Raw genomic sequence first — 25,481 nt, forward strand, 5'->3', positions numbered from 1 at the left:
CAGAGCACCGGGCTGCGTGTCGTTTCCTCACCGGCAACTAACCGCCGAATCTCGATTCACAGCAAGTTTGTGGGACGAACCTGTTATGCCCGTCGCGACGCTGGGCATGATTCAGGAATGAGCGAGACACCCGAACCGTCGCCGACCCCGCCGACGCCCGCCCCCGCAGCTGCACCTCCACCGCCACCGCACGCCCCGGAGCGGGTGAAGCCGCCGCGGCTCTATACGGCCGCGGCGTGGGTGATCATCGTCGCCGGGATCGTCTTCATCATCTCCACCGTGTTCTTCGCCGGTGCCTTCGTCTTCGGGCATTACCACCACTGCCAGCACCACCACGGCCAGATGTTCAAACCTGGCGGAGGCCCGGGTGGCCCCGGGCCGGGCAACGGGCCGTGGGGACCGGGATACGGCCCCGGACCGTGGGGGTCCGGTCCGCCCGGACCCGCAGGCGGCCCGTGGGGTGTTGGCGGGCCGGGGTTGATCGTGCCCATGCCCCCCGGCGGTCCGGGCGGGCCCGGGGGCCCGGCCGGCGGACCGGGCCTGAGCGGTCCCGGCGGCCCGCCGCCCGCCAGCGCCACACCCAACCCGCCGGCGCCGCGTCCGTAGTGGTTGGCCCAAGCCGAGGTTTTTCTTGGACTTGGTCCAGAACAGGAGCATAGTTATTGGCGCGCAGGAATTTTCGTCGCCAGAGCCTGGAGTCAGCCCAGCAAACGAGGAGATAGCGACATGACGGAGCGTTTCACCACCAATGACGCCGGCATCGCTGCGCCCAGCGACGACCAGTCGTTGACCATCGGTCCCGACGGCCCGATTCTGCTGCAGGACCACTACCTGATCGAGCAGATGGCCCAGTTCAACCGGGAGCGCATCCCGGAGCGTCAGCCGCACGCGAAGGGCGGCGGCGCCTTCGGCACCTTCGAGGTCACCAACGACGTCAGCAAATACACCCGGGCCGCGGTGTTCCAGCCCGGCACCAAGACGGACATGCTCGCCCGGTTCTCCACTGTCGCCGGCGAGCGCGGCAGCCCAGACACCTGGCGCGACCCGCGTGGCTTCGCGCTGAAGTTCTACACCAGCGAAGGCAATTTCGACTTGGTCGGCAACAACACGCCGGTCTTCTTCATGCGCGACCCGCTGAAGTTCCAGCACTTCATTCGGTCGCAAAAGCGCATGCAGGCTACGAACCTGCGTGACCACAACATGCAGTGGGACTTCTGGACGCTCTCGCCGGAGTCCGCGCATCAGGTCACCTGGCTGATGGGCGATCGCGGCATCCCCAAGACGTGGCGGCACATGAACGGCTACAGCAGCCACACCTACAGCTGGATCAACGCCGCCGGCGAAATCTTCTGGGTGAAATACCACTTCAAAACCGACCAGGGCGTCGACTTCCTGACCCAGGAGGACGCCGACCGGCTGGCCGGCGAGGACGGCGACTACCACCAGCGCGACCTCTACGAGGCGATCGAGCGCGGGGATCACCCGAGCTGGACGCTGAAGATGCAGATCATGCCCTACGAGGAGGCACGCAACTACCGGTTCAACCCGTTCGACCTGACCAAGGTGTGGCCGCACGGCGACTACCCGCTGATCGACGTCGGCAAGATGACGCTGAACCGCAACGTCACCGACTACCACACCGAGATCGAGCAGGCGGCCTTCGAGCCGAACAACACCGTGCCCGGCACCGGGCTGAGTCCCGACAAGATGCTGCAGGCCCGCGGGTTCTCCTACTCCGACGCGCACCGCGCCAGGCTGGGGACCAACTATCGGCAGATCCCCGTCAACACGCCGAAGGTCGAGGTGAACAGCTATTCCAAGGACGGTGCGATGCGGATGAAGAACGTCTCCGACCCCGTGTATGCGCCCAACTCCTACGGCGGCCCGCACGCCGACCCGGCCCGCGCAGCCGAGGTGCGCTGGCACGCCGACGGCGACATGGTCCGCGCCGCCTACACGCTGCACGCCGAGGACGACGACTGGGGACAGGCCGGCACCATGGTCCGCGACGTCCTCGACGACGATGCTCGTGACCGGCTGGCGCACAACATCATTGGGCACGTCTCCAAGGGCGTGAAGGAGCCGGTGCTGTCGCGGGTGTTCGAATACTGGCGCAACGTCGACCCCGAGCTCGGCAAGAAGGTCGAAGAGGGCGTCCGGGGCAACGGGGGCTGACCTCGCGGCCACCTGCCTGGCATGATCGCTGGAATGACCATGCGGGTCCGCGCCGTCGCGATCACCATCGGCCTGGTGATGTGCGCGGGCGCACTTCCGGTTGCGGCCGCGCACCCGTCGGAACCCGGGGTGGCGAACTACGCGGTCCTGGGAAAAGGGTCGGTCGGCAACATCGTGGGGGGCCCCATGGGCTGGGAGTCGGTGTTCACCCAACCGGTGCAGGGCGACTGGGTGGACGTTCCGGCGTGCAACAACTGGGCCGACATCGGATTGCCCGAGGTGTACGGGGACCCGGACCTGGCGTCGTTCAACGGCGCCGTCACCCAGACGTCGGCCAGCGACCAGACCCACTTCGTCAAGCAGGCCGTCGGGGTGTTTGCCACCAACGAGGCCGCCGACCGCGCGTTCCACCGCGTGGTGGACCGGACGGTTGGCTGCTCGGGCCAGACCACCGCGATGCACCTGGACAACGGCATCACACAGGTGTGGTCGTTCGATGGCGGGCCACCCGGCGCCGCCGACGCGAACTGGACCAAGCAGGAGGCCGGCACCGATCGGCGGTGTTTCAATCAAACCAGGCTGCGCGAAAACGTGTTGCTGCAGGCCAAGGTCTGCCAGTCTGGCAACGCCGGGCCGGCGGTCAACGTGCTGGCCGGCGCGATGCAGAACGCGCTCGGTCAGTGAGCCGGGTTTCGGGGCCGGGCGGGATGCTTGAGATTCAGCGCGAACGGGAATATGTCGGAGCCATCTGTTAGATGAAGTAGTGGCGGTTACCGTTCCGTCGGCTGTGCCGGGAAGCGGTCCGCAGGCGCGTGTTCGAGCTTGCTCAGGCCCGAAGGGATAGTGATATGACGTTTGCCGCTATCACTACCGCCGGCTCCGAGCTGGCCAGTCCCGAGATGGTCGATTCCAAGACCGCCGCGCGCTACATCGCAGACGGTTGCCTGGTGGACGCCAAGCTGGGGCGGGTGGGTCTGGAACTGGAGGCCCACTGCCACGACCCGACCGACCCGCATCGCCGGCCCGGTTGGCAGGAAATCGCCGACATTCTGGGCCCGCTGGCCGAGCCGCCGGGCGGCAGCCGGGTCACGGTGGAACCCGGCGGCGCGGTGGAGTTGTCCGGCCCGCCGGCCGAAGGGGTGGCGGCCGCCATCGACGCGATGCGGCGCGACCAGGCCGTGCTGCGGTCGGCGTTCGCCGATGCCGGGCTGGGCCTGGTGTTCCTCGGGGCGGATCCGCTGCGGCCGCCCAAGCGCATCAACCCGGGTGCGCGTTACCGCGCCATGGAGCAGTTCTTCGCGTCCAGCCGCTCGGGTGAGGCGGGCGCGGCGATGATGACGTCCACCGCGTCCATTCAGGTCAACCTGGACGCGGGGCCGCGGGCCGGCTGGGCGGATCGGGTGCGGCTGGCGCACGCACTCGGGCCCACCATGATCGCGATGGCGGCGAACTCCCCGATGCTGCGCGGCGAGTTCACCGGGTGGGCCTCCACCCGGCAGTGGGTGTGGGGCCAGATGGACTCGGCGCGGTGCGGACCCATCCTGGGCGCCAGCGGCGACGACCCGGGCACCGACTGGGCGCGCTACGCGCTCAAGGCGCCGGTGATGCTGGTGCACGCCCCGGACGCAACGGCGGTCACGCATTGGGTGCCATTCGCCGACTGGGTGGACGGCCGGGTGCTGCTCGGCGGTCGCCGCCCCACCCTCACCGACCTGGAATACCACCTGACCACGCTGTTCCCGCCGGTGCGCCCGAGGCAGTGGCTGGAAATCCGCTATCTCGACAGCGTGCCGGACGACTTCTGGCCGGCGATCGTGTTCACTCTGGTGGCCCTGCTCGACGACCCGGTCGCGGCGGACACCGCGGCCGAGGCGGTCGAGCCGGTGGCCACCGCCTGGGACACGGCGGCCCAGGCGGGACTGCGTGACCGGCGGCTGTACGCCGCGGCCAACAGGTGCGTGGCCGTCGCCGCTCAGTTGGCCCCGCCCGAACTCGGTGATTCGATGCAGCGGCTGGTCGACGCCGTCGAGCGGGGCCGATGTCCCGGCGACGACTTCTCCGACCAGGTGATTGAACAGGGCATCGCGGCCACGGTCGCCGAGGCGGCGCGATGCTCGCAAGGGGGGCTGTGATTTTCCGGGCAAGTCTTGCCGAGGATTTGGCGCGGGCGCGGACGCGGACGTTGCGGCTGGTCGAGTTCGACGACGCCGAGCTGTACCGGCAGTACGACCCCCTGATGAGCCCACTGGTGTGGGACCTGGCGCACATCGGTCAGCAGGAGGAGTTCTGGCTGCTGCGCGGCGGTGACCCCGGCCGGCCCGGCATGTTGCCGCCGGCGGTCGAGGGCCTCTACGACGCCTTCGTTCACTCCCGCGCGAGCCGGGTCGAGTTGCCGCTGCTGTCGCCGGACCGCGCGCGGGCGTATTGCCGCACGGTGCGGTCCGCCGCTCTCGACGCCCTCGATGCCCTGCCGGAGGAGAGTGACGATTTCGCGTTCGCGTTGGTGATCAGCCACGAAAACCAGCACGACGAAACCATGCTGCAGGCGCTGAACCTGCGCACCGGCGCTCCGCTGCTGCGGGACCGGGCGGCGTTGCCGGGCGGTCGGCCCGGGCTGGCCGGCACCTCCGTGCTGGTGCCCGCCGGCCCGTTCGTGCTGGGCGTGGACGCCGCGAGCGAACCGTATTCGTTGGACAACGAGCGTCCCGCCCACGTCGTCGAGGTGCCCGCGTTCCGGATCGGCCGGGTACCGGTCACCAACGGCGAATGGCGGCAGTTCCTGGAAGACGGCGGCTACCTGCAGCCGCGCTGGTGGTCCGAGCGCGGTTGGGAGCATCGCCAGCGCGCGGACCTGACCGCGCCACAGTTCTGGAGCCCCGACGCACGAACGCGCACCCGGTTCGGCCACATCGAAGACATCCCCGCCGACGAACCGGTGCAGCACGTTTGCTACTTCGAGGCCGAGGCCTACGCGGCCTGGGCCGGCGCGCGGCTGCCCACCGAGGTGGAATGGGAGAAGGCCTGCGCGTGGGATCCGGCCACCGACAGCCGCCGCCGCTACCCGTGGGGAGCGCAGCCGCCCTCCGATGTCCTCGCCAACCTGGGCGGAACGTCGTTGCGCCCGGCACCCGTCGGGGCCTACCCCGCCGGCGCCTCGGCGTACGGGGCGGAACAGATGCTCGGCGACGTGTGGGAGTGGACCGCGTCGCCGCTGCGGCCCTGGCCGGGATTCGTTCCGATGATCTACGAGCGCTACTCGCAGCCCTTCTTTGACGGCGACTACCGGGTGCTGCGTGGCGGCTCGTGGGCCGTGGAGTCCGCCATCATGCGGCCGAGCTTCCGCAACTGGGACCACCCGATCCGGCGCCAGATCTTCTCCGGCGTCCGGTTGGCTTGGGACGTCGAGGATTTCAGCTGATGTGCCGTCACCTCGGCTGGCTCGGGGCCGGCGTCACAGTCTCCTCCCTGGTGCTGGACCCGCTGTACGGCCTGCGGGTGCAGTCGTACGCCCCGCGCCGGCAGAAGCACGGCCTGCTCAACGCCGACGGTTGGGGTGTCGGGTTTTTCGACGACTCTTCGGGAGGCCAAGTGCCGCGCCGCTGGCGGAGCCAGGCGCCGCTGTGGGGCGACACGTCGTTCGACTCCGTCGCACCGGCGCTGCGTAGCCGATGCGTGGTTGCCGCGGTACGCTCCGCCACGGCCGGCATGCCGATCGATGTCAGCGCGACGGCGCCGTTCACCGACGGTCAATGGATGTTGTCGCACAACGGCGTGGTGGACCGCGCCGTGTTGCCCATGAGCTCGCAGGCCGAATCCGTCTGCGACAGTGCTTTACTCGCGTCTGCAATCTTTGAGCGGGGCCTCGACGCGCTCGGCGACACCATCACCGAGATCGCGGCGGCCGACCCGGACGCCCGGCTGAACATATTGGCGGCCAACGGTTCTCGTCTGCTCGCCACCACCTGGGGCGACACGTTGTCCATCCTGCGCCGCGCCGACGGCGTTGTGCTGGCCAGCGAGCCCTACGACAACGACCCCGGCTGGGAGGACGTGCCGGACCGCCACCTCGTCGAGGTCACCGCGACGGGCGTCGCACTGACCCCGCTGGATCACTCGGAAGGCTATCGATGACGCTGACTTTGTCCAATCACCTGGCCGCCGACTCTGCGGATCAGGCGTTGCGCCGGGATGTCTTCAACGGCCTACAGCAGACGCCGAAGTCATTGCCGCCCAAGTGGTTCTACGATTCGCTGGGCAGTCACCTATTCGATCAGATCACCCGGTTGCCCGAGTATTATCCGACCCGCGCGGAGGCCGAGATCCTGCGCGCGCGGTCGGCCGAGGTGGCGGCGGCCAGCGAGGCCGACACCCTGGTGGAGTTGGGCAGCGGGACGTCGGAGAAGACCCGGCTGCTGCTCGACGCGCTGCGTGAACGCGGATCGCTGCGCAGATTCGTCCCGTTCGACGTCGACGCCGGCATACTGTCGACGGCCGCGGCGGCGATCCAGCAGGAGTACACCGGCGTCGAAATCAACGCCGTCTGCGGCGATTTCGAGGAACACCTGACCGAGATCCCAACCGGCGGGCGGCGCCTGTTCGTGTTCCTGGGGTCGACTATCGGCAACCTGACACCCGGACCGCGCACGGCGTTCCTGTCGAGCCTGTCCGCCCAGATGCGTCCGGGCGACAGCCTGCTGCTGGGCACGGACCTGATCAAGGACACCGGCCGGCTGGTGCGCGCCTACGACGATTCGGCCGGGGTGACGGCGGCCTTCAATCGCAATGTGCTGGCGGTGATCAACCGGCAACTCGACGCCGATTTCGACGTCGAGGCCTTCCAGCACGTGGCGCGCTGGAACGCCGAGGAGGAACGGATCGAAATGTGGTTGCGCGCCAGCCGTCCGCAGCGGGTCCGCGTCGACGCGCTCGACCTGACCGTCGATTTCGCGGCCGACGAGGAGATGCTCACCGAGGTGTCGTGCAAGTTCCGCCCGGAGGGGGTGAGCGCCGAATTGGCCCGCGTGGGGCTGCGCCGCACCCGGTTCTGGACGGACGCCGCGGGTGATTTCGGATTGTCGCTGGCCGTGAAGTGACGGCCGGCGCTTCGCTTGCGGACCGCTGGCGGGCGGCACGCCCGCCCGTGGCCGGGCTGCACCTGGACAGCGCGGCGTGTTCGCGGCAGAGCCTTGCGGTGATCGAGGCCGCCGCCCTGCACGCGCGCAACGAGTCCGAAATCGGCGGCTATGTTGCGGCCGAGGCGGCCGCACCCGCGCTGGACGCCGGGCGGGTCGCGTTCGCCGCGCTGGCCGGCATGCCCGACGCCGAGGTGGTGTTCACCACCGGCTCCCTGAACGCGCTGGATCTGCTGCTCGGCGGCTGGCCTGCCGACCGCCGCATGGTGGCGTGCCTGCCCGGTGAATACGGCCCCAATTTGGCGCTCTTCGCCGCCCACGGTTTCGACCGTCAACTGCTGCCGACGCTCGAGGATGGCCGGCTCGCGCTCGACGACGCGGCGCTGGCGCTCGAGGCCGACCCGCCCGATCTGGTCCACCTCACCGCGGTCGGCAGCCACAGCGGTGTGGTGCAACCGCTGTCGATGATCGCGCAGCTCTGCCGCGAGTTGAGGCTGCCGCTCGTCGTCGACGCCGCCCAGGCGCTGGGCCAGGTGGACTGCGCGGTCGGCGCCGACGTGACGTACGCGTCGTCGCGCAAGTGGATCGCGGGGCCGCGCGGTGTCGGCGCGCTCGCGGTGCGACGTGAGCTGATGGAGGGCTTGCGTCCGCGACTGGCGCCGCCGGACTGGCTCGCGGGCTCGTTCACGGTCGCCCAGCAGCTCGAATTCGGTGAAGCCAATATCGCTGCGCGCGTTGGATTTTCGCTGGCGCTGGGGGAGCACTTGGCGTACGGGCCACAGGCAGTGCGCGCGCGGCTGGTCGAGTTGGGCGGCACCAGCCGCCGGGTGCTGGCCGACGTAGCCGGCTGGGCGGTGGTCGAGGAGGTCGACGAGCTCAGCGCCATCACCACCCTGGCCCCGGTCGACGGCGCCGATCCCCAAGTGGTGCGGGCGTGGCTGCTCGCCGAGCGGCGGATCCTGACCACTTTCGTCGGCGTGCAGCGGGCTCCCCTGCGGCTGGCCGGTCCGGTGCTGCGCGTCTCGCCGCACGTGGACACCACGGCCGAGGATCTGCAGACCCTCGCCGAGGCGCTGATCGCCGCGACGGCGGCGACGTCCTAGCCCGCTTTGTGCGCCGTCAGCAGGTAGGCCGGCATCTTCATCCGGCCCCTCTCATCGCGGTCGTGCGGCGGAAATTCGAAGGGCGCGTTAGAAACATCGACGGCGTTCGACAGGATGAACGCCGGCCGGATCTCGTCGATCTCCCAGTACTTGCTCACCGCGGCGCGCAGTTCGTCCTCGTCGACCTCGTTGGGCTTCGGTTCCATCGCGGCGGGGAAGGCGCCCTTGGCGAACACCAGCACGAACAGGGTGGCCCCCGGCGCCGCCGCGCGGTGGATGGAGCTCAGGTAGCCGTCGCGGCCCTCGACCGGCAGTGAGTGAAACAGCGTGGAATCGACGACGGTGGAGAACCGCCCGTCATAACCACTCAACGACGTGATGTCGGCCTGCACGAAGCTGGCCGTGGTCAAGCCGCGATCCTCAGCCGCCTTGGTGGCCGCCGCGACGGCCGTCGGCGTGAGGTCGACACCGACAACCGTGTAGCCCTGGGCTGCCAGCGCCAACGACAGTTCGGCGACCCCGCAGCCGGCGTCGAGCACGTCGCTGCGGAATTTCCCGGCTGCGACCAGTGCGGCCAGTTCGGGTTGCGGCTCACCGATGTTCCACGGCGGCGGACCCGCGAAGTGCGCTCGTTCGCGGTATGCGCTGTCCCAGTCCATAACGTGATCGCCCGTCATGGTTTTCAACGTACCCGCGGTCAGGACTCCCAGGTGTGCACCGGCTCATTGGCGTGCATGTGCTCGCAGTACCGGCGCAGCATCTCGGCCAGCGCGGCCGGCCTGGTCATTCCGCCATCTTCCAGAGCGCGGACGGTGGATACCTGCCAGCTGGCACCGTTGCGTCCCGACCTGGCGCGGCCCTCGATGACGCCGAGAAAGCGGTCCCGCACCTCGGCGTCCATCCCCCACCGGCGCAGTCCCTCGTCGGCGATCGGCAGCAACCTGTCCAGCACCAACGCGGTCGCGGCCACGTCACCCAGACCCGGCCAATGCAGCCGGGCGTCGATGCCGTGTCGCGCCGCCGCCAGGAAATTCCCTTGTGCCGCAGCGAATTCCATGCGGGACCACACGGGATGGTCGTCCTCGGACAGGCTCCGCAGCACGCCGTAGAAGAAGGCCGAATTGGCCAGCATGTCCACGACGGTCGGCCCGGCCGGCAGCACCCGGTTCTCCAGCCGCAGGTGTGGGCGCCCGTCGACGACGTCATACACCGGCCGGTTCCACCGGTACACGGTGCCGCTGTGCAGCCGCAGCTCGGACAGTTTCGGTGCGCGCCCGGCGGCCAGCTCGGCGGTCGGATCCTCGTCGGACACCTCGGGCAGCAGGGACGGGAAGTAGCGGATGTTCTCTTGATACAAGTCGAGCACCGAGCTGATCCACCGTTCGCCGAACCACACCCGCGGCCGCACGCCCTGGGACTTGAGCTCCTCGGGCCGGGTGTCGGTGGACTGGGTGAACAGCTCGATGCGGGTCTCGGCCCACAACTGGTGGCCGAAGAAGTACGGCGAGTTGGCGCCCAGCGCCAGCTGCGGGCCCGCCACCACCTGGGCCGCGTTCCAGTTGGCGGCGAACGTTTCCGGAGCCACCTGCAGGTGCAATTGGATGCTGGTGCAAGCGGATTCGGGCGCAATCGACACGGCCTGCCAGCTCAGCGGCTCGGGGCCGGAGATGTTGATCGGGATGTCCTCGCCGCGGGCGGTGAAGATCGAGTCGTTGAGCGCCGCGTACCGCCTCGAGTCGCTCATCCAGCCGGTGGTCAGATGCTCGGGCATCAGCGTGGGCAGGATGCCGATCATCACGATGTGCGCGCCGCCCACGCCGGCCTTGATCTCGGCGTCGTTCAGACTGGCCCGCACCTCGCCTTCCAGGTCGAGCGCGGTGCGGCCGGGCAGGGCGTGGGGTGGCACGTTGAATTCGATGTTGTAGGCGCCCAATTCCGGCTGGAACGCCGGATCCCCGATGGCGTTTAGCACGTCGCGATTCGACATCGCGGGCTGGTAGTCGGCGTCGACGAGGTTGCACTCGATCTCCATGCCCGTCAGCGGCTTGGCCGAGTCAAAGCGCGACTGTTCCAGCATCGCCGCGAACACGTCCAGGCACACCTGGAGCTTGCGCCCGTATTCCCGCCGATGTGCGCTGGTGTACGTGGTGCGCTTGACCTCTTCGCCCACACCGCCGATGGAACAGGGTTACCGGCGGTAACGCAAGCTACGCGGCCGCTTGTCGAGTTCACCCGGACATGATGGACTCCTGACGTGTCCGCTGAGTTCGTCGCCGCCATCGATCAGGGAACCACCAGCACTCGCTGCATGATCTTCGATCATGACGGGGCCGAAGTGGCCCGCCATCAACTCGAGCACGAACAAATCCTGCCCCGCGCCGGCTGGGTGGAACACGACCCGGTCGAAATCTGGGAGCGCACTTCGTCGGTGTTGTTGTCGGTGCTCAACCGTGCCAACTTGACCGCCAACCACATTGCCGCGCTTGGTATAACGAACCAACGCGAAACCACGCTGGTGTGGAACCGGCGCACCGGGCGGCCGTACTACAACGCGATCGTCTGGCAGGACACCCGCACCGACCGGATCGCGTCGGCGCTGGAACGAGACGGCCGCGGCGACGTGATTCGCCGAAAGGCGGGCCTGCCACCGGCGACGTATTTCTCGGGCGGCAAGCTGCAGTGGATCCTGGAGAACGTCGACGGGGTGCGCGAGGCGGCCGAGAGCGGTGACGCGCTGTTCGGCACCCCGGACAGCTGGGTGTTGTGGAACCTGACCGGAGGTCCGCGCGGCGGCGTGCACGTCACCGACGTGACCAATGCCAGCCGGACCATGCTGATGGACCTCGAGACGCTCGACTGGGACGACGAGCTGTTGTCGTTCTTCGCCATCCCGCGTGCGATGCTTCCGGCGATCGCGCCGTCGTCGTCGCCGCAACCGTATGGCGTCTCGGCGCAGGCCGGGCCGATCGGCGGCGAGGTGCCGGTCACGGGGGTTCTCGGTGACCAGCACGCGGCGATGGTCGGCCAGGTGTGTCTGTCGGAGGGCGAGGCGAAGAACACCTACGGCACCGGGAACTTCCTGCTGCTCAACACCGGCGAGACGATCGTGCGGTCGAAAAACGGCCTGCTGACCACCGTCTGTTACCAGTTCGGCGACGCGAAACCCGTTTACGCCCTTGAGGGTTCGATCGCGGTCACCGGCGCTGCGGTGCAGTGGCTGCGCGACCAGTTGGGCATCATCAGTGGCGCGGCGCAAAGCGAGGCGTTGGCGCGCCAGGTTGCCGACAACGGCGGAGTCTATTTCGTCCCCGCGTTTTCCGGGCTTTTCGCGCCCTATTGGCGATCCGACGCCCGCGGCGCGATCGTGGGGCTGTCGCGGTTCAACACCAACGCGCACCTGGCCCGCGCGACGCTGGAGGCGATCTGCTATCAGAGCCGCGACGTGGTGGACGCGATGGCAGCGGATTCCGGTGTGCGCCTTGAGGTGTTGAAGGTCGACGGCGGCGTCACCGGCAATGACCTGTGCATGCAGATTCAGGCCGATGTGCTCGGCGTCGACGTGGTGCGTCCCGTGGTCGCCGAGACGACCGCGCTGGGCGCCGCCTACGCGGCGGGTTTGGCGGTGGGGTTTTGGGCCGATCCGTCCGACCTGCGGGCCAACTGGCACGAGGACAAGCGCTGGACGCCGGCCTGGACCGACGAGCAGCGCGCCGCCGGGTACGCGGGTTGGCGTAAGGCCGTGCAGCGGACCCTGGACTGGGTCGACGTGACTTGATCCAGGGTCCGCTGCGTCTGCCGGGGCTCAGTCTTCGCCGAGGATGCCGTAAACCTCGCGCCGCGCGTTGTTGAGGATTTCGACGATGCGCTGCTGCTGCTCGGCGGTGGCGGTGTGCGCGGACTGCGCGACCGCGCCGAACAGCTGGCCGATGGCCGCCCGCAGGTTCAGGTGACCCGGGTCGGCGCCTTCGGCGATCTCGTCCCACGGCGGCGTCTCGACCTTTTCGGCCGCCGCGCGGCCCTCGTCGGTCAGCTGGAAGAGCTTCTTGCTGCGTCCGCCTTCGCTGGCGGTGATCAGGCCCTCGTCGGTCAACAGCTGCAGCGTCGGATAGACCGAGCCCGGGCTGGGCTTCCAGAGCCCGTTGCTGCGTTCGGTGATCTGCTGGATCATCTCGTAGCCGTGCATCGGCCGCTCGGCCAGCAGCGCCAGGATGGCCGCGCGGACGTCGCCGCGCTTGCCGCGACCCGGGCCGCCACGGCGCCGTCCGCCGCGTCGGCCCCCCGGCCCGAAGCCGAAGCCGGGACCGAATCCGGGGCCGAACCCCGGGCCGAATCCGGGCCCGAATCCGGGCCCGAAGGCCGGGCCGTCGTGGTTGGGGCCGTGGTCGCGGACGTGTTCGAAGAACTGCTGTTGGGCGCGCCGGCGGGCGCCGTGCGGGACGCGCCGTTGCGTTTCGGGGCCGAAGCCTAGACCGGGGCCGCCGGAGAACGGGCCGCCGGTAGGCGTGAATAGGTTGTACATGTCTGTTCCTTACGTCTGAAGGGGAAGCGCACCGTGCGCTTCGAGGTATCACGATATATCGGAAACTATCGTGATGCAACGGGGTGTCGGCTGTCGTGCGGTGACGCCGCCGGTAGAGCGCATGACCTGCGGTGTTGGGTCCGCGGGTCCGGCCGTTCGGACGGGCCGGCCCGTTTGCACTAGCCGGGCGGCGGGTAGGAACTCTGGGATGAACGCTGACGAGTCCAACCTTTCGGTGGGCAGCGGGACCTCGACCGCGGCCGGCCCCGCGTGGGGCGGCAGCGGCAGTGGGCGCAACGTGTGGCCGTGGGTCAACTGGGGCTTGGCGCTGGCCACGGTGCCCGCCGCCGCCATCGTCATGCTCTTCGCGCTCGGCGCGGTGATGAGTACCGACGGCTGCAGCGACCGCAGTTGCCCCAACCTTGGCCACGGCGGGATCAGTTTCGGGGTCGCGTTCTACGGCGCGCCCGCGGTTGCGGTGGTCGTGATCGTCATCTCCCTTTTCACCGCGAAGCGCCGCGGCGGCATCGCCGTCCCGCTGTGCGGATGGGCGCTGTTGATCGCCGACGTCGCCCTGATGGCGGCGAGCGTCTCCGGTTAACCGGGCGGCGCGAAACCGCCCGGCGCGGTATGCGGCGGCCCCTGGTGGGGTGCACCCGGGTCCGGCCACGGGACCGCCTGCTGTGGTGGCGCGGGCGGCCAGGCCGGCCACGGCGCGGCGCCTGCCGGCGGCATCGCGGGGCGAAGCCGCGCCAGTTCGCGGCGGTGACGTTCGGCGAGCACGGCGGCGAGCACCAGTTCCGGCGGCGCGCCGGGCGGGGGCGGCGGGGCGATGCGGGACACCACATCACCGGCGATGCGATAGGCCATCTGCAGTCGTAGCTGGCGATCGAGTTGCGTTGCCCGTGAGAGGAATTGGCGAGCGACCTCGGCCTGACCGGGGGACAGGCCGGAAAGTTGCAGGGACGAGGCCCACCAGGCCAGCGAAGGCGGCATCACGGGCGGGGGGCCGAGGCGGGGGCCGCGTTCGTTCACCACGACGGTGCCGGCGAAAATGTCGCCGACCCGCTTGGCCTTCGGCGACAGGATGCTGCAGATGACGGCGGGACTCCCGAACAGCATCCAGATCTCCACCACCGCCGCGAGGGCCCGAAACAAGGCCTGCCGGAAGCGTTCTGGCCCGCCGTCGTCGGACACCACGCGCAGACCCATCGCTATCTTGCCGACCGAGCGTCCACGCGTTGCCGTTTCGAGCACCACCGGATAGCCGACGATCACCACCACGGTGAAGATGAGCAGGATGGCGGTGCTCAGCGCGGTGTCGAACTGGGTCAGTGTGGCGGCCCACAGCATCAGCCCGAGGAGATAGCACACGACGATCACGGCGATATCGATCAGTGCGCCCACGGCCCGCACCGGCAACTGGGCGATCTGCACGTCGAGCACGACGGCGTCGCCGGTCACCACCTCCGACATAACACCGAACGGTACAGGGCGATTAGGCTGCGCAGGGTGGACGTCGACGCATTCGTGCTGCACCATCGCGGTACGTGGGACCGCCTCGATCGGCTGGTCGCGAGGCGTCGCTCGCTGACCGGCGCCGAGGTCGACGAGCTGGTCGAGCTATACCAACGTGTTTCCACCCACCTGTCGATGCTGCGCTCGGCCTCATCGGACTCGCTGTTGATCGGTCGGCTCTCGAGCCTCGTCGCGCGCGCCCGTTCCGTGGTGACCGGCGCCCACGCGCCGATGAGCAGTACGTTCGTCCGGTTCTGGACGGTGTCTTTCCCGGTGGTCGCGTACCGGTCGTGGCGGTGGTGGCTGGGCACCGCGGTGGCGTTCTTCGCCGTGGTGGTCGTGATGGCGTTGTGGGTGGCCGGCAATCCCGAGGTGCAATCGGCCGCCGGAACACCAAGCGACATCGAACAATTGGTGAACCACGACGTCGCCTCCTACTACAGCGAACATCCCGCCGCGGCGTTCGCGCTGCAGATCTGGGTGAACAATTCCTGGGTGGCTGCGCAGTGCATCGCGTTGTCCGTTCTGCTGGGACTGCCGATCCCGGTCGTGCTGTTCCAGAACGCGGCCAACCTGGGACTGATCTCGGGGCTGATGTTCCAGGCCGGCAAGGGCGGTGTGCTGCTCGGGCTGCTGATTCCGCATGGGCTGCTGGAGCTGACGGCGGTGTTCCTGGCGGGGGCGGCGGGGATGCGGCTGGGGTGGTCGGTGATCTCGCCCGGCGACCGGCCACGCGGACAAGTGCTCGCCGAACAGGGTCGCGCCGTCGTGTCGGTCGCGATCGGTCTGGCGGGTGTGCTGCTGGTCTCGGGGTTGATCGAGGCGCTGGTGACGCCCTCGCCGCTGCCGACCTTCGTTCGGGTCGGCATCGGGATCATCGCCGAGGCGGCGTTCCTCACCTACATCGTGTATTTCGGTCGCCGCGCGGCGAAGGCCGGGGAGACCGGCGACATCGAAGACGCGCCCGACGTGATTCCCACCAGCTGAACGCGCTACAGCCGATTGCCCGGTTTCTCCTCACGCCGCTGCGCGGCGTGCATCGTCACCGGGCTAAAGCCGACCGGTGGCCTTCATCGCCAGGTAGTGGTCGGCCAGGGCGGGGGCCAGTTCGGTGGGCGGGGCATCGACGACCTCCACCCCGCTGCGGCGCAGGCGGGTGGCGATCGCGCGGCGGTCGTTGCGTGATCGTTCGGCGGCCGCCGCGTCGTAGACGGCGGCCGGGTCGGAACGCCCGGCCGCCAGTTGGTCCACTCGAGGGTCGGCAACCGCGGCCACCATGAGGTGGTGTTTGGCCGACAACTGGGGCAGCACCGGCAGCAAGCCCTCGTCGAGCGCGGTCGCGTTGAGGTCGGTCAGCAGCACCACCAGCGACCGCCGGCGGGTCCGCCGCGCAATCGCGGAAACCATTGCGGTCCAATCCGGTTCGAGCAGCGCGGGTTGCAGGGGGGCCATCGCCTCGACCAGTTGGGCGAGCAGTTCGGTGCGCGACGCGCCGAAGACGCCGGCGCGGCTGACCCGGTCGTGCGCGAGGAAGTCGACGTGATCGCCGGCCCGCGACGCGAGCGCCGCCAGCAGCAGCGCGGCATCCATGGACCAATCCAGCCGGGGCCACCCCGCGGGATCGGCGGCCGTCGGATCGATACCCACCCGGCCCGCCGAGGTGCGCCCGGTGTCGAGCACGATCACCACCCGCCGGTCGCGTTCGGGGCGCCAGGTGCGGACGACGACATCGGCGCGACGCGCGGTGGCGCGCCAGTCGATCGACCGCACGTCGTCACCGACGACATACTCGCGCAGCGAGTCGAATTCGGTTCCCTGGCCGCGGATCAGCGTGGGCAGCAGCCCGTCGATCTCGCGGAGTTTGGCCAGCCGCGCCGGCAGGTGCTTGCGGGACAGGAACGGCGGCAGCACCCGCAGCAGGCCCGGCACCGCCTGTGACCCTTGCCGTCCCGCCAGCCCCAGCGGCCCGATGGACCGGGCGGTGACCACCGCGGCGCGCTGCTCGCCCCGGCGGACCGGCCGCAGCTGGGACTGGATGTGCTGATGCTGCCCGGCGGGGATGTTCACGGGATGGATGCGCGGTCGCGCGCCGGCGCTGGGCGGCCAGGCGTCGCGAACCTGGCCGCGAAACCGTCGCCGACCGTCGTTGTGGATCAGCAGCCCGACGTCCACCTGCTGCGCGAGCCGGACCGAGCGATCCGGGGAGCGGATGTAACGCAACCTGCGGGTGCCGGCCGCCAACCCGATGTCCACGGCCACCACGACCCCCAGCGTGACCGCCAGCACGGCGAAAGTTCTTGCCGGCCAAGGTGACAGCGCAATGGGCAGGACGCACATCAGCGCGACCAGCCCGGTGCGTCCGGTCAGGACCACTAGCGGGGCACCGGGACCGAGGCCAAGATCCCGTCGAGCACACCGTCGGGTGTGGCCCCCTCGAGCTCGGCCTCGGGGCGCAGCATCACCCGGTGCCGCAGCGTCGGGCGGGCCATGGCCTTAACGTCGTCGGGGGTGACGTAGTTGCGGCCGGACAGCCAGGCCCAGGAACGCGCCGTGGCCAACAGCGCGGTGGCCCCGCGCGGCGAGACGCCCAGCTGCAACGCGGGCGAGGAGCGGGTGGCACCGACGGTGTCGACGATGTATCCCAGGACCTCGTCGGCGACCAGCACGTTGCGCACGGCGTCGCGCCCGGCCGCCAGTTCGGCGGCCCCGGCCACCGGTTTGATCGCCGACAGGTCGCGGGGATCGAAGCCGTGCGCGTGCCGGGCGAGGATGGCGATCTCCGAATCCCGGGGCGGCAGAGTGACATTCAGCTTGAGCAGGAATCGATCCAGCTGCGCTTCGGGCAGCTGGTAAGTACCCTCGTATTCGACGGGGTTCTGGGTCGCGGCGACGATGAACGGGTCGGGCAGCGGCCGCGCGACGCCTTCGACGCTGACCTGGCGCTCCTCCATCGCCTCGAGCAGCGCGGCCTGGGTTTTCGGCGGGGTCCGGTTGATCTCGTCGGCCAGCAGCAGGTTGGTGAACACCGGGCCGGGCCGGAACTCGAACGCGGCGGTGCGCGCGTCGTATACCAGCGAACCCGTCACGTCGCCGGGCATCAGGTCGGGGGTGAACTGCACCCGCTTGAACTCCAGTTGCAGCGCGGCCGCCAGCGCGCGCACCAGCAGCGTCTTCGCCACTCCCGGGACGCCTTCCAGCAGCACGTGGCCGCGGCACAGCAGCGCGATCACCAGACCGCTGACCACCCCCTCCTGTCCGACGACGGCCTTGGCGAGCTCGGTGCGCAACGCCAGCAGCGCCTCTCGCGCCGATTCAGCGGTGGGGGTGGAGGCGGTAGATGGTTGCGTCACGTCCGTGTGACCTGCCTTTCGATGTCGTCGAGCGCACGGGCAAGTTGTAGCAAGTCGTGGTCGGTCGCGGGGGGCGGCCCGAACAGCTGGTAGGAGACGAATGCGGGGTCGGCCCCGCTTCGCCCGGCCACCGCGGCCGCCACCGCCGGTGGCGGCGCCCCGATGCTCAGACCCAGCCGGGGCACCAGCCGCTGCAGCGTAGCGGTGCGCAGTGCCGCGGCGGCGCGGTCGCGCGCCCGGCGGGAACGGTACAGCCGGCCGCGGCCCTCCACGGTCTCCGAAGCGCGCACCACGACGGGCAGCTCCTCGGCGACCAGCGGACCGGGCCGACGGCCCCGCCACAGGGCGACCAGCAGCACAACCAGGCACAGCTGCCAGACGATCCACGTCACGTTCTGCGGGATCAGGTCGCCAACCGAGCCGGGCGGCGGTGATTCGCCCTCGACGCGGTGGGGCGCGTACCAGATCAGCCGCGGCCGGGCGCCCGCCAGGTTCATCGCCAGGGCGGCGTTGCCTGCTTGCAGCAGCGCGCCGTTGGTCAGGAAGTCGGTGCTGCCCACCGCCGTGATCGTCCGCCCGCCGTCGCGGAAGCGAATCAACGCACCGTCGTAGCAACGGGTCATCGCCCGGCCGTCGGTGGCGCGGTAGGTGTCGCTGGGCCCGAATCGCACCCGGCCGGCCCGTGTGGCCTCGCGCAACGCGCAGTCTGGATCGGTATCGAAGGTGCCGCCGGCCGCCGAGACGCGCAGGCCGGGCAGCAATGCCGCGCGGGTGCGCGCCGTCGGCTCCACCAGCAGCAGATCGCCGGGCGCCTTCGCCAGCCGGTCCAGCAGCGGGGTGGTCAGGTATTGGCTTTGCGCCACCAGGATCAGCGCGTCGGGCCGCGCCGCCCGTTCCACGCCGGCGATGCCGTCGGCGACCACCACGTCGACGCCGCCGCCGCGCAGGAGTGCAACCAGCGCATGGGTGCCGTCGGGAGCCGTCGATGCCGGGTCCATGCGGGCGCCGGGCCGCGGCGCGGTCAGGTAGGCATCGACGCCTGCGATGACGGCGAGCACGACCAGGGTGAGGATGACCCAGCGCCAGGACCGCCAGCGCTGCATCGGCGTCGGGCCGGCGGCTTCGGGACGCCCGATGGTCGCCATCACCGCACCTGCGCCCACGAGTCGGAGGCGGCGGGTTGCGCCGGCCCCGCGAGCACGGCCGCCGAGCGGGACCGCAGGTGGTCGTCGAGGTCGGCGATCATCCGATACGCGCCCTGAGTTCCGGGTTGTTCACCGTAGGTGACGTCGTTGAAAGCCGTTGCGGATTGCGATAATTCGCCGGCCAGATTGGGCAATGCGGCGCCGGCGTCGGAGGCCAGCTCGTTCGCGGTACGGCCGGGCGCCGGGTTCAGCACGCCGGTCTCCTCGAGTTGACGGGCGACGGCCCGCAGTCGATGACGAATCGCCGCGGCCCACTCACCTTGCGCCGCATAGTTTTCGGCGGTCGCGCGATGCTGGGCCGCGGTGAGCTGCGCGGCTTCGAACAACTGGTAGTCGCCACCCCGCCTGGTGCGCATGGTGCGCCGCGCGATGTGGACGGCGACCGCCAGCGCGATCCCGAGCATGATGAAAAGCACCGTCGCCGTTAGCCATCCACCCGGCAGCGAGGCCGTCTTCTGCAGCAGCCGGTAGATCGTCTCGTTGAGCCATTCGGCTATTTGCTGCTCGGCCGAGCCTTTGGAGTAGATCGGTTTGTTCAGCTCGTCCTGGGCGGCCTGGTGCGCGGCATCGCGGTCGATGTCGATGGAGGGCACTGTCTATCCTCAGGCCGGCCGCGTCAGCCAGAGGTTGTCGGTGGAGCCGGCCGCGTAAGGGCCGCCGGCGGCACCGGTCTGCAGGACCAGATCGAAGGCCTCGGCGCGCATCCGGCGATCGGTGTACAGCAGCGCGATGACGCCCGCATTGAAAGGGGCGGTGATGATCTCGCCGATCGCTGCGCCCACCGACGCGACCACGGTGCCGATGAGGAAAGCCGCGGTAGACGAGGTGATCACAAAGAACTGGCTGACGATGTTGAACGGGACGGCGACCGCGCCCCCGACGACGGATGTCACCACGAAGGTCAGCAGCCGGATGCCCAGCACCCGCCAGAAGCCGCCGCGGACCAGCGCGAACGATCGGGTGATGGCGTCAAGGACGGGTAGCCGCTCCAGCACGATCAGCACGGGTGCAAACAACACCACCGTGTACAGGAACACCAGCAACGCGATCACGGCCAGCGCGAGCGGCAAGCCCAGGACGACCGCCTCCGCGGGGTTGCCGATGGCCGCCAGCACCGCGACGATCACCGCCGCCAGCCCCGCGACAACCGCCATCACCGCGCCTTCGAGCACCGCGAGACCGAGCAACGGCACCAGGCGCCCGCGGATCTTGGCCCACGTCTCGCCGATGGTGATCGGCGACCCGAACACCGCCCGCCCGACGATGACGGTGAGCATCCCGGACAGCAGCATGCCGCCCAGCCAGGCGACCAGCACGCCGGCGCCCATCGACGTCAACCACGCGCCGACGACCCCGGTGGTCAGCTCCTTGGCGTGATCGGTCGTCAACCTGCCGTAGGCCGCCAACGGTCCGAACACGGCGGCCTTGGTGACGATCTGGATGACCACCACCACGATCGCGGTCAAGCCCAAAGCCGCCTTCGGATTGGCGCGGACGTAGCCGACCGCGCCATTGAAGATGTCGCCCAGGGTCAGCGGGCGCAGCGGGATGATGCCGGGTTTGACCGCGCCCGGAACCAGATGCGGCGGGCCGTATTGCCAAGCGGGCCGCGGCCCGTATCCCGGTGGCGGGCCATAGCCGGGTGGGGGGCCATAGCCCGGTGGGGGGCCATAACCGGGTGGGGGACCGTACGCGGGTGGCGGGCCGTAGCCGGGTGGGGGGCCGTAAGCCGGTGGTGGCGGGCCGTAGCCCGGATAGCCAGGCGGCGGCGCGCTCAACGTGTTCCGCGGTGTTTGCGGACGGGCCCGTCGTTCGTCATGGGCTCCATCCTGTCGGTGGTCCGGGCATTTCTCAATCATGGCCAGGCGGTCGGCGCGTAGCGTCTCTGGCATGGCCGAACTCAAATCCCGGCTGCGGGCCGACCTGACCGACGCGATGAAGAGCAAGGACAAGCTGCGCACGGCGACCCTGCGCCTACTGCTCGCCGCGATCCAAACCGAGGAAGTCTCCGGCAAACAGGCCAAAGACCTCTCCGACGACGAAGTCATCAAGGTGCTGGCGAGGGAGTCCCGCAAGCGTGCCGAGTCGGCGGAGATCTACACCCAGAACGGCCGCGGTGAGCTCGCCGCCAACGAGCACGCCGAGGCGCGGATCATCGACGAATACCTGCCGACGCCGCTCACCGAGGCCGAGGTGGCCGACGTCGCGGACACCGCCATCGCGCAGGTCGCCGAGGAGATCGGCGAGCGGCCGAGCATGAAGCAGATGGGGCTGGTGATGAAGGCGGCCACCGCGATCGCGGCGGGCAAGGCCGACGGCGCCCGGTTGTCGGCGGCGGTCAAGGAGCGGCTGTAGCGACCACCACCCGGGTGCCGTCCGGGGCCCGCCTGGTCACGCGCCGGGCGTCGAGCTGCTCGAGCAACGGCACGGCGACGCGGCGGGTGGTGCCGAGCGCGCGGCGCGCGTCGCTGACGGTGAACGGCTGGGGCAGCGTCGTGAGGACGCCCGCCGCCCGGTCCAGCGCGCCGGACCCGAGCACGACGCCGTCGGCGATCCGGGTCAACCGCCCGGCGCGCACCGCCGCGGCCAGCTCCCGGGGCCCGAGCTTGAGCTCGGCCAGTTCGTCGGCCTCCGGTGCCCGAAATGGCTCGGCGGCCAGCCACTCCTCGATGGTGCGCACCGCCTTGTCGACGCGGGCCGGCAGGGCCGCCCCCGGCGACCGGACCAACCCGTCGACCACCTGAAGTCCGGTGCCCTCCAGCAGCGTCGGCAGTAATTCAGCGGCGGGCAGGCCGGCGCGCTGCCGCAACGTCTCGAGCGGCATTCCCGCCGCGATGTCGTGGTCCTGGGCCCAGCCCCGCACCGCGGCGGTCGCGCACTCGCGCCGCGCGGCCCACCACCGCGGCTGCACCACCCAGTCGCCGACCCGTAGCCCCGAAGGCGGCAGGCCCATCGCGCGCAGCTCGTCGGCCCGGGCGTAATCGGGCGGGCGGACGCGGCCGGTTGCCAGCTCCGCGCCACGATCCCTGGCCGCGCCGCGGCGGCGCAGCGCCGGCGGCCGGACGTCGAGCACCTCGATGCCCGCCGCGATCCGGTGCTCCCCGGGATCGCGCAGCAGCCCGATGTCCGAAACCCGCAGCGGCAGGGGCCTCGCCAGCCGCAGCCGGGCCGCCGCCTCACCCAGCCGCCGCACCTGGACGGGCACGGCCGCGGACCCGACGTGCAGCACCAGCTGGCGGTGCAGCGCGTCCGCCGAGCGCAGCGCGACGTCGATCTCCGCGGTGTCCAGCCACACGCCCGGCGTCTGGACGGTGTCGCCGCGGCCGATGTCCCGGCGGTCCACGCCGCGCAGGTTCAGCGCCACGCGGGCCACCGCACCGACCGCCGATTCGTCGCGGCTCAGCGATTGCAGCCCGCGGACCGTGACGCGCCGGCCGGCGTGTTCCAGTTCGTCGCCCACCCGGATCGTGCCGGCCGCGAGGGTGCCGGTCACCACCGTGCCCGCGCCCCGGACGGTGAAGCTCCGGTCCACCCATAGCCGCACGTCGGCTTCCGCGTCCGGAACCGGTAGCCGGTCGGTCAGCGCCAGCAGTTCCCCGCGCACCCGCTCGAGGTCGGTGCCGATCGCGACGGCGGCCCCGGCCAGCGAGGTCGCGGCGAACCGTTCGCGCGCCTGCTCGATCGCCGGACCGGGAGCGGCGAGGTCGGCCTTGCTGATCACCAACAGCCCGTGGCGGACACCGAGGGCGTCCAGCGCCGCGAGGTGTTCGTCGGACTGCGGCATCCAGCCCTCGGTCGCGGCGACGACGAACATGACGGCCGGGACCGGGCCCACCCCGGCGAGCATGTTGGCCACGAACCGTTCGTGGCCCGGCACGTCGACGAACGCCAGCCGGCGCCCGCCGAGCTCGGTCCACGCGAAGCCGAGGTCGATGGTCAGACCCCGGCGCCGCTCCTCGGCCAGCCGGTCCGGCCACATGCCGGTGAGCCGGTGCAGCAGGGTGGACTTGCCGTGGTCGACGTGCCCGGCGGTGGCTATGACGAACATGCGAGCACCGCCGCCGCCAGCCGCGCGTCGTCCTCGGGAGCGACCGTGCGCAGGTCGAGCAGGCACCGGCCCGCCTCGAGCCGGCCGACGACCGGCGGGCTGGCGGCGCGCAGCGCGGCGGCGTAGGACTCGGGCAGGCTCACCGCGGCGCTGGGCAGCTGGACGTCCGGCGCCCCGCCGCCGCCGACGGCCGCGATGCAATCCACCACCTCGGCGCCCGGCAGCGCGGCGGCCAGCGACTCGGCGCGCGACCGCAGCTCCGCCACGTCGGCGATCAACGCCTCGGCCACCGGGGTTGGCGGGCCGGTCAGGGTCGCTTCCAGGGCGGCGAGGGTGAGTTTGTCCACCCGCAGCGCGCGGGCCGCCGGGTGCCGGCGCAGCCGCTCGATCAGCTCGGCGTCGCCCAGCAGCAGGCCGGCCTGGGGGCCGCCGAGCAGCTTGTCGCCGCTCGCGGTGACCAGGTCGGCGCCGTCGCGCAGGGTCGACGTGGCGTCGGGCTCGTCGGGAAGCAGGGGGTGCGGGGAGAGCAGCCCGGAGCCGATGTCGACCACCAGGGGCGCACCGAGTTTCGCCAACTCGGCCACGCCGACCGCCGAGGTGAACCCGGTGACGTGGAAGTTGGACGGATGGACCTTCAGGATGAAACCTGTCTGCGGCCCGATCGCCCCGGCGTAGTCGCGCAGGCTGGTGCGGTTGGTGGTGCCGACCTCGCGCAGCCGGGATCCGGTGGAGGCCAGCAGCTCGGGGATGCGGAACCCGTCCCCGATCTCGACGAGCTCGCCGCGGCTGAGCACGATTTCCTTGCCCGGCGCGAGCGTCAAGGCCGTCAGCAGCAGCGCGGCGGCGTTGTTGTTGACCACGTGCACGGCGCCCGCGGTGGGCACCGCCCGGGCCAGCGCGGCCAGCGCCCCCCGGCCCCGGCGGCCGCGGCGGCCCGTCGCCAGGTCCAGCTCCACGTCCGTGGTCCCCGCCGCGGCGACCACCGCGTCGACGGCGGCCCGCGACAGCGGCGCCCGGCCCAGATTGGTGTGCACCACAACGCCGGTGGCGTTGATGACCGGCCGCAGGCTCGACGCGGTGGCCGGAAGTGCGGCGACGGCGTGCTCGGCGACGCGCTCGGGTTCGATCTCGCCCGCGCGCGCCCGCTGCTGCGCATCGGCGATCACGGACTTCACCAGATCGCGGCCCAGCACCCGCTGGGCTTCGACCAGGCGCGGATCGGCGAGCAGCGTGTCGGTGCGCGGCACCCGCCGGCGCGGGTCGGTCATGTCAGGCTCGACGAAGTATGGCGGAGGCGGACGGGAATCGAACCCGCCAGCGGCAGCGTCTGCCGTTCGACGGTTTTGAAGACCGCGCCGGTCACCAGACCGGACACGCCTCCTCGAACCATAGGGACAAGTATGGACGCGTGACCTATCGACTGACCCAGTACGCCCACGGCGGCGGCTGCGCCTGCAAGATCCCGCCCGGCGAGCTGGAGGATGTGGTCCGCGGGTTGGGGGCAAGCGCGCCGCGCGACCCGGCCGGCGAGTTGCTGGTCGGCCTGGACCATGGCGACGACGCGTGCGTGGTGCGCCTCGAAACTGGCACGGCCGGCGTGGCGCTGATCGCGACGACGGACTTCTTCACCCCGGTGGTCGACGACGCCTACGACTGGGGCCGCATCGCGGCCACCAACGCGCTGTCCGACGTCTACGCGATGGGCGGGCGTCCGGTGGTGGCGGTCAATCTGCTGGGCTGGCCGCGCGACGTGCTGCCGTTCGAGCTGGCGGCCGAGACGCTGCGCGGCGGGCTGGACGTCTGCGGGCTGGCCGGCTGCCACCTCGCCGGTGGGCACAGCGTCGACGACCCGGAGCCCAAATACGGCCTGGCCGTCACCGGGATCGCGGACCCGAACCGGTTGCTGCGCAACGACTCCGGCAAGCCCGGCACGCCGCTGTCGCTGACCAAGCCGCTCGGGGTCGGCGTGCTGAACAGCAGGCACAAGGCGACCGGTGAGCGCTTCGAGCAGGCGATCGAGGCGATGACCACGTTGAACGCCGACGCGGCCGCGTCGGCGCTGGCCGCCGGTGTCGAATGCGCCACGGACGTAACGGGTTTCGGGCTGCTCGGGCACCTGCACAAGCTGGCGCGGGCCAGCGGCGTGACGGCGATGATCGACGCCGCGGCGGTGCCCTACCTGGACGGCGCGCGGGAGGCGCTGGCGGCCGGCTACGTCAGCGGGGGCACGCGGCGCAACCTCGACTGGGTGGCCCCGCACGCCGACCTGTCCGCGGTCGGCGCGGAGGAGGCGCTTCTGCTCGCCGACGCGCAGACCTCGGGCGGGCTGCTGATCGCCGGCGAGATCCCGGGCGCGCCCGTGGTCGGGGAGCTGGTGCCGCGCGGCGAGCACACCATCGTGGTGCGCTGAACTCAGCGGCGTTTCGGACGC

General features: G+C 70.6%; 24 protein-coding genes and 1 tRNA gene. 13 read left to right on the plus strand and 12 right to left on the minus strand.

From position 1 onward, the window contains the following. The first annotated feature begins 117 nt into the window (after positions 1-117). The 8 genes from H7J89_RS10875 (at position 118) to egtE (ending at position 8,410) form a co-directional block, all read left to right on the plus strand. A complete protein-coding gene (locus tag H7J89_RS10875) occupies positions 118-606 on the plus strand; it encodes a hypothetical protein (RefSeq protein WP_264043305.1) in 489 nt (162 codons plus the stop codon). A gap of 120 nt (positions 607-726) precedes the next feature. Continuing rightward, positions 727-2,175 carry a catalase gene (locus H7J89_RS10880; protein WP_264043308.1) on the plus strand — a complete coding sequence of 483 codons (1,449 nt, stop codon included), beginning with the start codon at positions 727-729 and terminating at the stop codon, positions 2,173-2,175. A gap of 39 nt (positions 2,176-2,214) precedes the next feature. Continuing rightward, the gene (locus H7J89_RS10885) at positions 2,215-2,859 is read left to right on the plus strand and encodes a sensor domain-containing protein (RefSeq protein ID WP_264043818.1); all 645 of its coding nucleotides are present in this window, start codon (positions 2,215-2,217) and stop codon (positions 2,857-2,859) included. A 164-nt stretch (positions 2,860-3,023) separates the two neighbouring features. Next, entirely contained in the window at positions 3,024-4,307 is a 1,284-nt protein-coding gene (egtA, locus tag H7J89_RS10890; protein WP_264043310.1) for an ergothioneine biosynthesis glutamate--cysteine ligase EgtA, read from the plus strand. After that, positions 4,286-5,593 carry an ergothioneine biosynthesis protein EgtB gene (egtB, locus tag H7J89_RS10895; RefSeq protein WP_264043312.1) on the plus strand — a complete coding sequence of 436 codons (1,308 nt, stop codon included), beginning with the start codon at positions 4,286-4,288 and terminating at the stop codon, positions 5,591-5,593. The genes egtA and egtB overlap by 22 nt, the downstream gene beginning before the upstream one ends. After that, positions 5,593-6,306, plus strand: a complete 714-nt coding sequence (gene egtC / locus H7J89_RS10900) for an ergothioneine biosynthesis protein EgtC (RefSeq protein WP_264043314.1) — start codon at positions 5,593-5,595, stop codon at positions 6,304-6,306. The genes egtB and egtC overlap by 1 nt, the downstream gene beginning before the upstream one ends. After that, complete coding sequence (egtD, locus tag H7J89_RS10905) at positions 6,303-7,268, plus strand: L-histidine N(alpha)-methyltransferase (protein WP_264043316.1); 966 nt, start codon at positions 6,303-6,305, stop codon at positions 7,266-7,268. The genes egtC and egtD overlap by 4 nt, the downstream gene beginning before the upstream one ends. Further along, positions 7,265-8,410 carry an ergothioneine biosynthesis PLP-dependent enzyme EgtE gene (gene egtE / locus H7J89_RS10910; protein ID WP_264043317.1) on the plus strand — a complete coding sequence of 382 codons (1,146 nt, stop codon included), beginning with the start codon at positions 7,265-7,267 and terminating at the stop codon, positions 8,408-8,410. Before egtD ends, egtE begins: the two co-directional genes overlap by 4 nt. Here the strand turns inward: egtE and H7J89_RS10915 are convergent. Together H7J89_RS10915 and H7J89_RS10920 are read right to left on the minus strand one after the other, a co-directional pair. Next, entirely contained in the window at positions 8,407-9,087 is a 681-nt protein-coding gene (locus H7J89_RS10915; RefSeq protein ID WP_264043319.1) for a class I SAM-dependent methyltransferase, read from the minus strand. The two genes, egtE and H7J89_RS10915, sit on opposite strands and share 4 nt — an antisense overlap. Positions 9,088-9,107: 20 nt before the next feature. Continuing rightward, positions 9,108-10,580: a glutamate-cysteine ligase family protein gene (locus tag H7J89_RS10920; protein ID WP_264043321.1), complete on the minus strand. Its 1,473-nt coding sequence runs from the start codon at positions 10,578-10,580 to the stop codon at positions 9,108-9,110. A gap of 84 nt (positions 10,581-10,664) precedes the next feature. On the opposite strand from H7J89_RS10920, the gene glpK reads away from it, so the two are divergent. Next, positions 10,665-12,185, plus strand: a complete 1,521-nt coding sequence (gene glpK, locus H7J89_RS10925; protein ID WP_264043323.1) for a glycerol kinase GlpK — start codon at positions 10,665-10,667, stop codon at positions 12,183-12,185. Positions 12,186-12,212: 27 nt separating this feature from the next. On the opposite strand, the gene H7J89_RS10930 is transcribed toward glpK, so the two are convergent. Then, positions 12,213-12,929, minus strand: coding sequence for a PadR family transcriptional regulator (locus H7J89_RS10930; RefSeq protein ID WP_264043326.1), 717 nt, complete (start codon positions 12,927-12,929; stop codon positions 12,213-12,215). Between the two features lie 208 nt (positions 12,930-13,137). Between H7J89_RS10930 and H7J89_RS10935 the strand changes: the two genes are divergently transcribed. Further along, on the plus strand, positions 13,138-13,530 hold the full coding sequence (locus tag H7J89_RS10935; RefSeq protein ID WP_264043328.1) for a hypothetical protein: 393 nt from the start codon (positions 13,138-13,140) through the stop codon (positions 13,528-13,530). On the opposite strand, the gene H7J89_RS10940 is transcribed toward H7J89_RS10935, so the two are convergent. Continuing rightward, on the minus strand, positions 13,527-14,405 hold the full coding sequence (locus H7J89_RS10940) for an RDD family protein (RefSeq protein WP_264043330.1): 879 nt from the start codon (positions 14,403-14,405) through the stop codon (positions 13,527-13,529). The genes H7J89_RS10935 and H7J89_RS10940 overlap by 4 nt on opposite strands. Positions 14,406-14,441: 36 nt before the next feature. On the opposite strand from H7J89_RS10940, the gene H7J89_RS10945 reads away from it, so the two are divergent. Next, complete coding sequence (locus H7J89_RS10945; protein WP_264043332.1) at positions 14,442-15,434, plus strand: stage II sporulation protein M; 993 nt, start codon at positions 14,442-14,444, stop codon at positions 15,432-15,434. Between the two features lie 63 nt (positions 15,435-15,497). On the opposite strand, the gene H7J89_RS10950 is transcribed toward H7J89_RS10945, so the two are convergent. From H7J89_RS10950 to H7J89_RS10970, 5 genes are read right to left on the minus strand one after another with little or no spacing between them, the layout of a single operon-like run. Further along, the gene (locus H7J89_RS10950; RefSeq protein WP_264043334.1) at positions 15,498-16,820 is read right to left on the minus strand and encodes a DUF58 domain-containing protein; all 1,323 of its coding nucleotides are present in this window, start codon (positions 16,818-16,820) and stop codon (positions 15,498-15,500) included. After that, complete coding sequence (locus H7J89_RS10955; RefSeq protein ID WP_264043335.1) at positions 16,820-17,797, minus strand: AAA family ATPase; 978 nt, start codon at positions 17,795-17,797, stop codon at positions 16,820-16,822. The genes H7J89_RS10950 and H7J89_RS10955 overlap by 1 nt, the downstream gene beginning before the upstream one ends. Next, positions 17,794-18,942, minus strand: coding sequence for a DUF4350 domain-containing protein (locus H7J89_RS10960; protein WP_264043337.1), 1,149 nt, complete (start codon positions 18,940-18,942; stop codon positions 17,794-17,796). Before H7J89_RS10960 ends, H7J89_RS10955 begins: the two co-directional genes overlap by 4 nt. Next, positions 18,942-19,595, minus strand: coding sequence for a DUF4129 domain-containing protein (locus tag H7J89_RS10965; protein WP_264043339.1), 654 nt, complete (start codon positions 19,593-19,595; stop codon positions 18,942-18,944). Before H7J89_RS10965 ends, H7J89_RS10960 begins: the two co-directional genes overlap by 1 nt. A gap of 9 nt (positions 19,596-19,604) precedes the next feature. After that, a complete protein-coding gene (locus H7J89_RS10970) occupies positions 19,605-20,894 on the minus strand; it encodes a DUF7847 domain-containing protein (protein WP_264043340.1) in 1,290 nt (429 codons plus the stop codon). Between H7J89_RS10970 and H7J89_RS10975 the strand changes: the two genes are divergently transcribed. Further along, positions 20,893-21,357, plus strand: coding sequence for a GatB/YqeY domain-containing protein (locus H7J89_RS10975; protein ID WP_066955779.1), 465 nt, complete (start codon positions 20,893-20,895; stop codon positions 21,355-21,357). The genes H7J89_RS10970 and H7J89_RS10975 overlap by 2 nt on opposite strands. Here the strand turns inward: H7J89_RS10975 and H7J89_RS10980 are convergent. From H7J89_RS10980 to H7J89_RS10990, 3 genes are all read right to left on the minus strand, one after another. After that, positions 21,341-23,050 carry a selenocysteine-specific translation elongation factor gene (locus tag H7J89_RS10980; protein WP_264043344.1) on the minus strand — a complete coding sequence of 570 codons (1,710 nt, stop codon included), beginning with the start codon at positions 23,048-23,050 and terminating at the stop codon, positions 21,341-21,343. The two genes, H7J89_RS10975 and H7J89_RS10980, sit on opposite strands and share 17 nt — an antisense overlap. Next, positions 23,038-24,318 carry an L-seryl-tRNA(Sec) selenium transferase gene (gene selA / locus H7J89_RS10985; RefSeq protein ID WP_264043346.1) on the minus strand — a complete coding sequence of 427 codons (1,281 nt, stop codon included), beginning with the start codon at positions 24,316-24,318 and terminating at the stop codon, positions 23,038-23,040. Before selA ends, H7J89_RS10980 begins: the two co-directional genes overlap by 13 nt. An 18-nt stretch (positions 24,319-24,336) precedes the next feature. Beyond that, positions 24,337-24,431 (minus strand) — tRNA-Sec (locus H7J89_RS10990). A 27-nt stretch (positions 24,432-24,458) separates the two neighbouring features. Between H7J89_RS10990 and selD the strand changes: the two genes are divergently transcribed. Further along, a complete protein-coding gene (selD, locus tag H7J89_RS10995) occupies positions 24,459-25,460 on the plus strand; it encodes a selenide, water dikinase SelD (RefSeq protein ID WP_264043348.1) in 1,002 nt (333 codons plus the stop codon). The last annotated feature ends 21 nt before the right edge of the window (positions 25,461-25,481 follow it).

It is taken from the genome of Mycobacterium paraffinicum, assembly GCF_025822865.1.
Classification (GTDB): Bacteria; Actinomycetota; Actinomycetes; order Mycobacteriales; family Mycobacteriaceae; genus Mycobacterium; species Mycobacterium paraffinicum.

Excerpts from the sequence above, each read along its gene's own strand:
- H7J89_RS10875 (WP_264043305.1), top strand. The coding sequence starts at position 118 with ATGAGCGAGACACCCGAACCGTCGCCGACCCCGCCGACGCCCGCCCCC.
- H7J89_RS10880 (WP_264043308.1), top strand. The coding sequence starts at position 727 with ATGACGGAGCGTTTCACCACCAATGACGCCGGCATCGCTGCGCCCAGC.
- H7J89_RS10885 (WP_264043818.1), top strand. The coding sequence starts at position 2,215 with ATGCGGGTCCGCGCCGTCGCGATCACCATCGGCCTGGTGATGTGCGCG.
- egtA (WP_264043310.1), top strand. The coding sequence starts at position 3,024 with ATGACGTTTGCCGCTATCACTACCGCCGGCTCCGAGCTGGCCAGTCCC.
- egtB (WP_264043312.1), top strand. The coding sequence starts at position 4,286 with ATGCTCGCAAGGGGGGCTGTGATTTTCCGGGCAAGTCTTGCCGAGGAT.
- egtC (WP_264043314.1), top strand. The coding sequence starts at position 5,593 with ATGTGCCGTCACCTCGGCTGGCTCGGGGCCGGCGTCACAGTCTCCTCC.
- egtD (WP_264043316.1), top strand. The coding sequence starts at position 6,303 with ATGACGCTGACTTTGTCCAATCACCTGGCCGCCGACTCTGCGGATCAG.
- H7J89_RS10915 (WP_264043319.1), bottom strand. The coding sequence starts at position 9,087 with ATGACGGGCGATCACGTTATGGACTGGGACAGCGCATACCGCGAACGA.
- H7J89_RS10930 (WP_264043326.1), bottom strand. The coding sequence starts at position 12,929 with ATGTACAACCTATTCACGCCTACCGGCGGCCCGTTCTCCGGCGGCCCC.
- H7J89_RS10935 (WP_264043328.1), top strand. The coding sequence starts at position 13,138 with ATGAACGCTGACGAGTCCAACCTTTCGGTGGGCAGCGGGACCTCGACC.
- H7J89_RS10940 (WP_264043330.1), bottom strand. The coding sequence starts at position 14,405 with ATGTCGGAGGTGGTGACCGGCGACGCCGTCGTGCTCGACGTGCAGATC.
- H7J89_RS10960 (WP_264043337.1), bottom strand. The coding sequence starts at position 18,942 with ATGGCGACCATCGGGCGTCCCGAAGCCGCCGGCCCGACGCCGATGCAG.
- H7J89_RS10975 (WP_066955779.1), top strand. The coding sequence starts at position 20,893 with ATGGCCGAACTCAAATCCCGGCTGCGGGCCGACCTGACCGACGCGATG.
- H7J89_RS10970 (WP_264043340.1), bottom strand. The coding sequence starts at position 20,894 with ATGCCAGAGACGCTACGCGCCGACCGCCTGGCCATGATTGAGAAATGC.
- H7J89_RS10980 (WP_264043344.1), bottom strand. The coding sequence starts at position 23,050 with ATGTTCGTCATAGCCACCGCCGGGCACGTCGACCACGGCAAGTCCACC.
- selA (WP_264043346.1), bottom strand. The coding sequence starts at position 24,318 with ATGACCGACCCGCGCCGGCGGGTGCCGCGCACCGACACGCTGCTCGCC.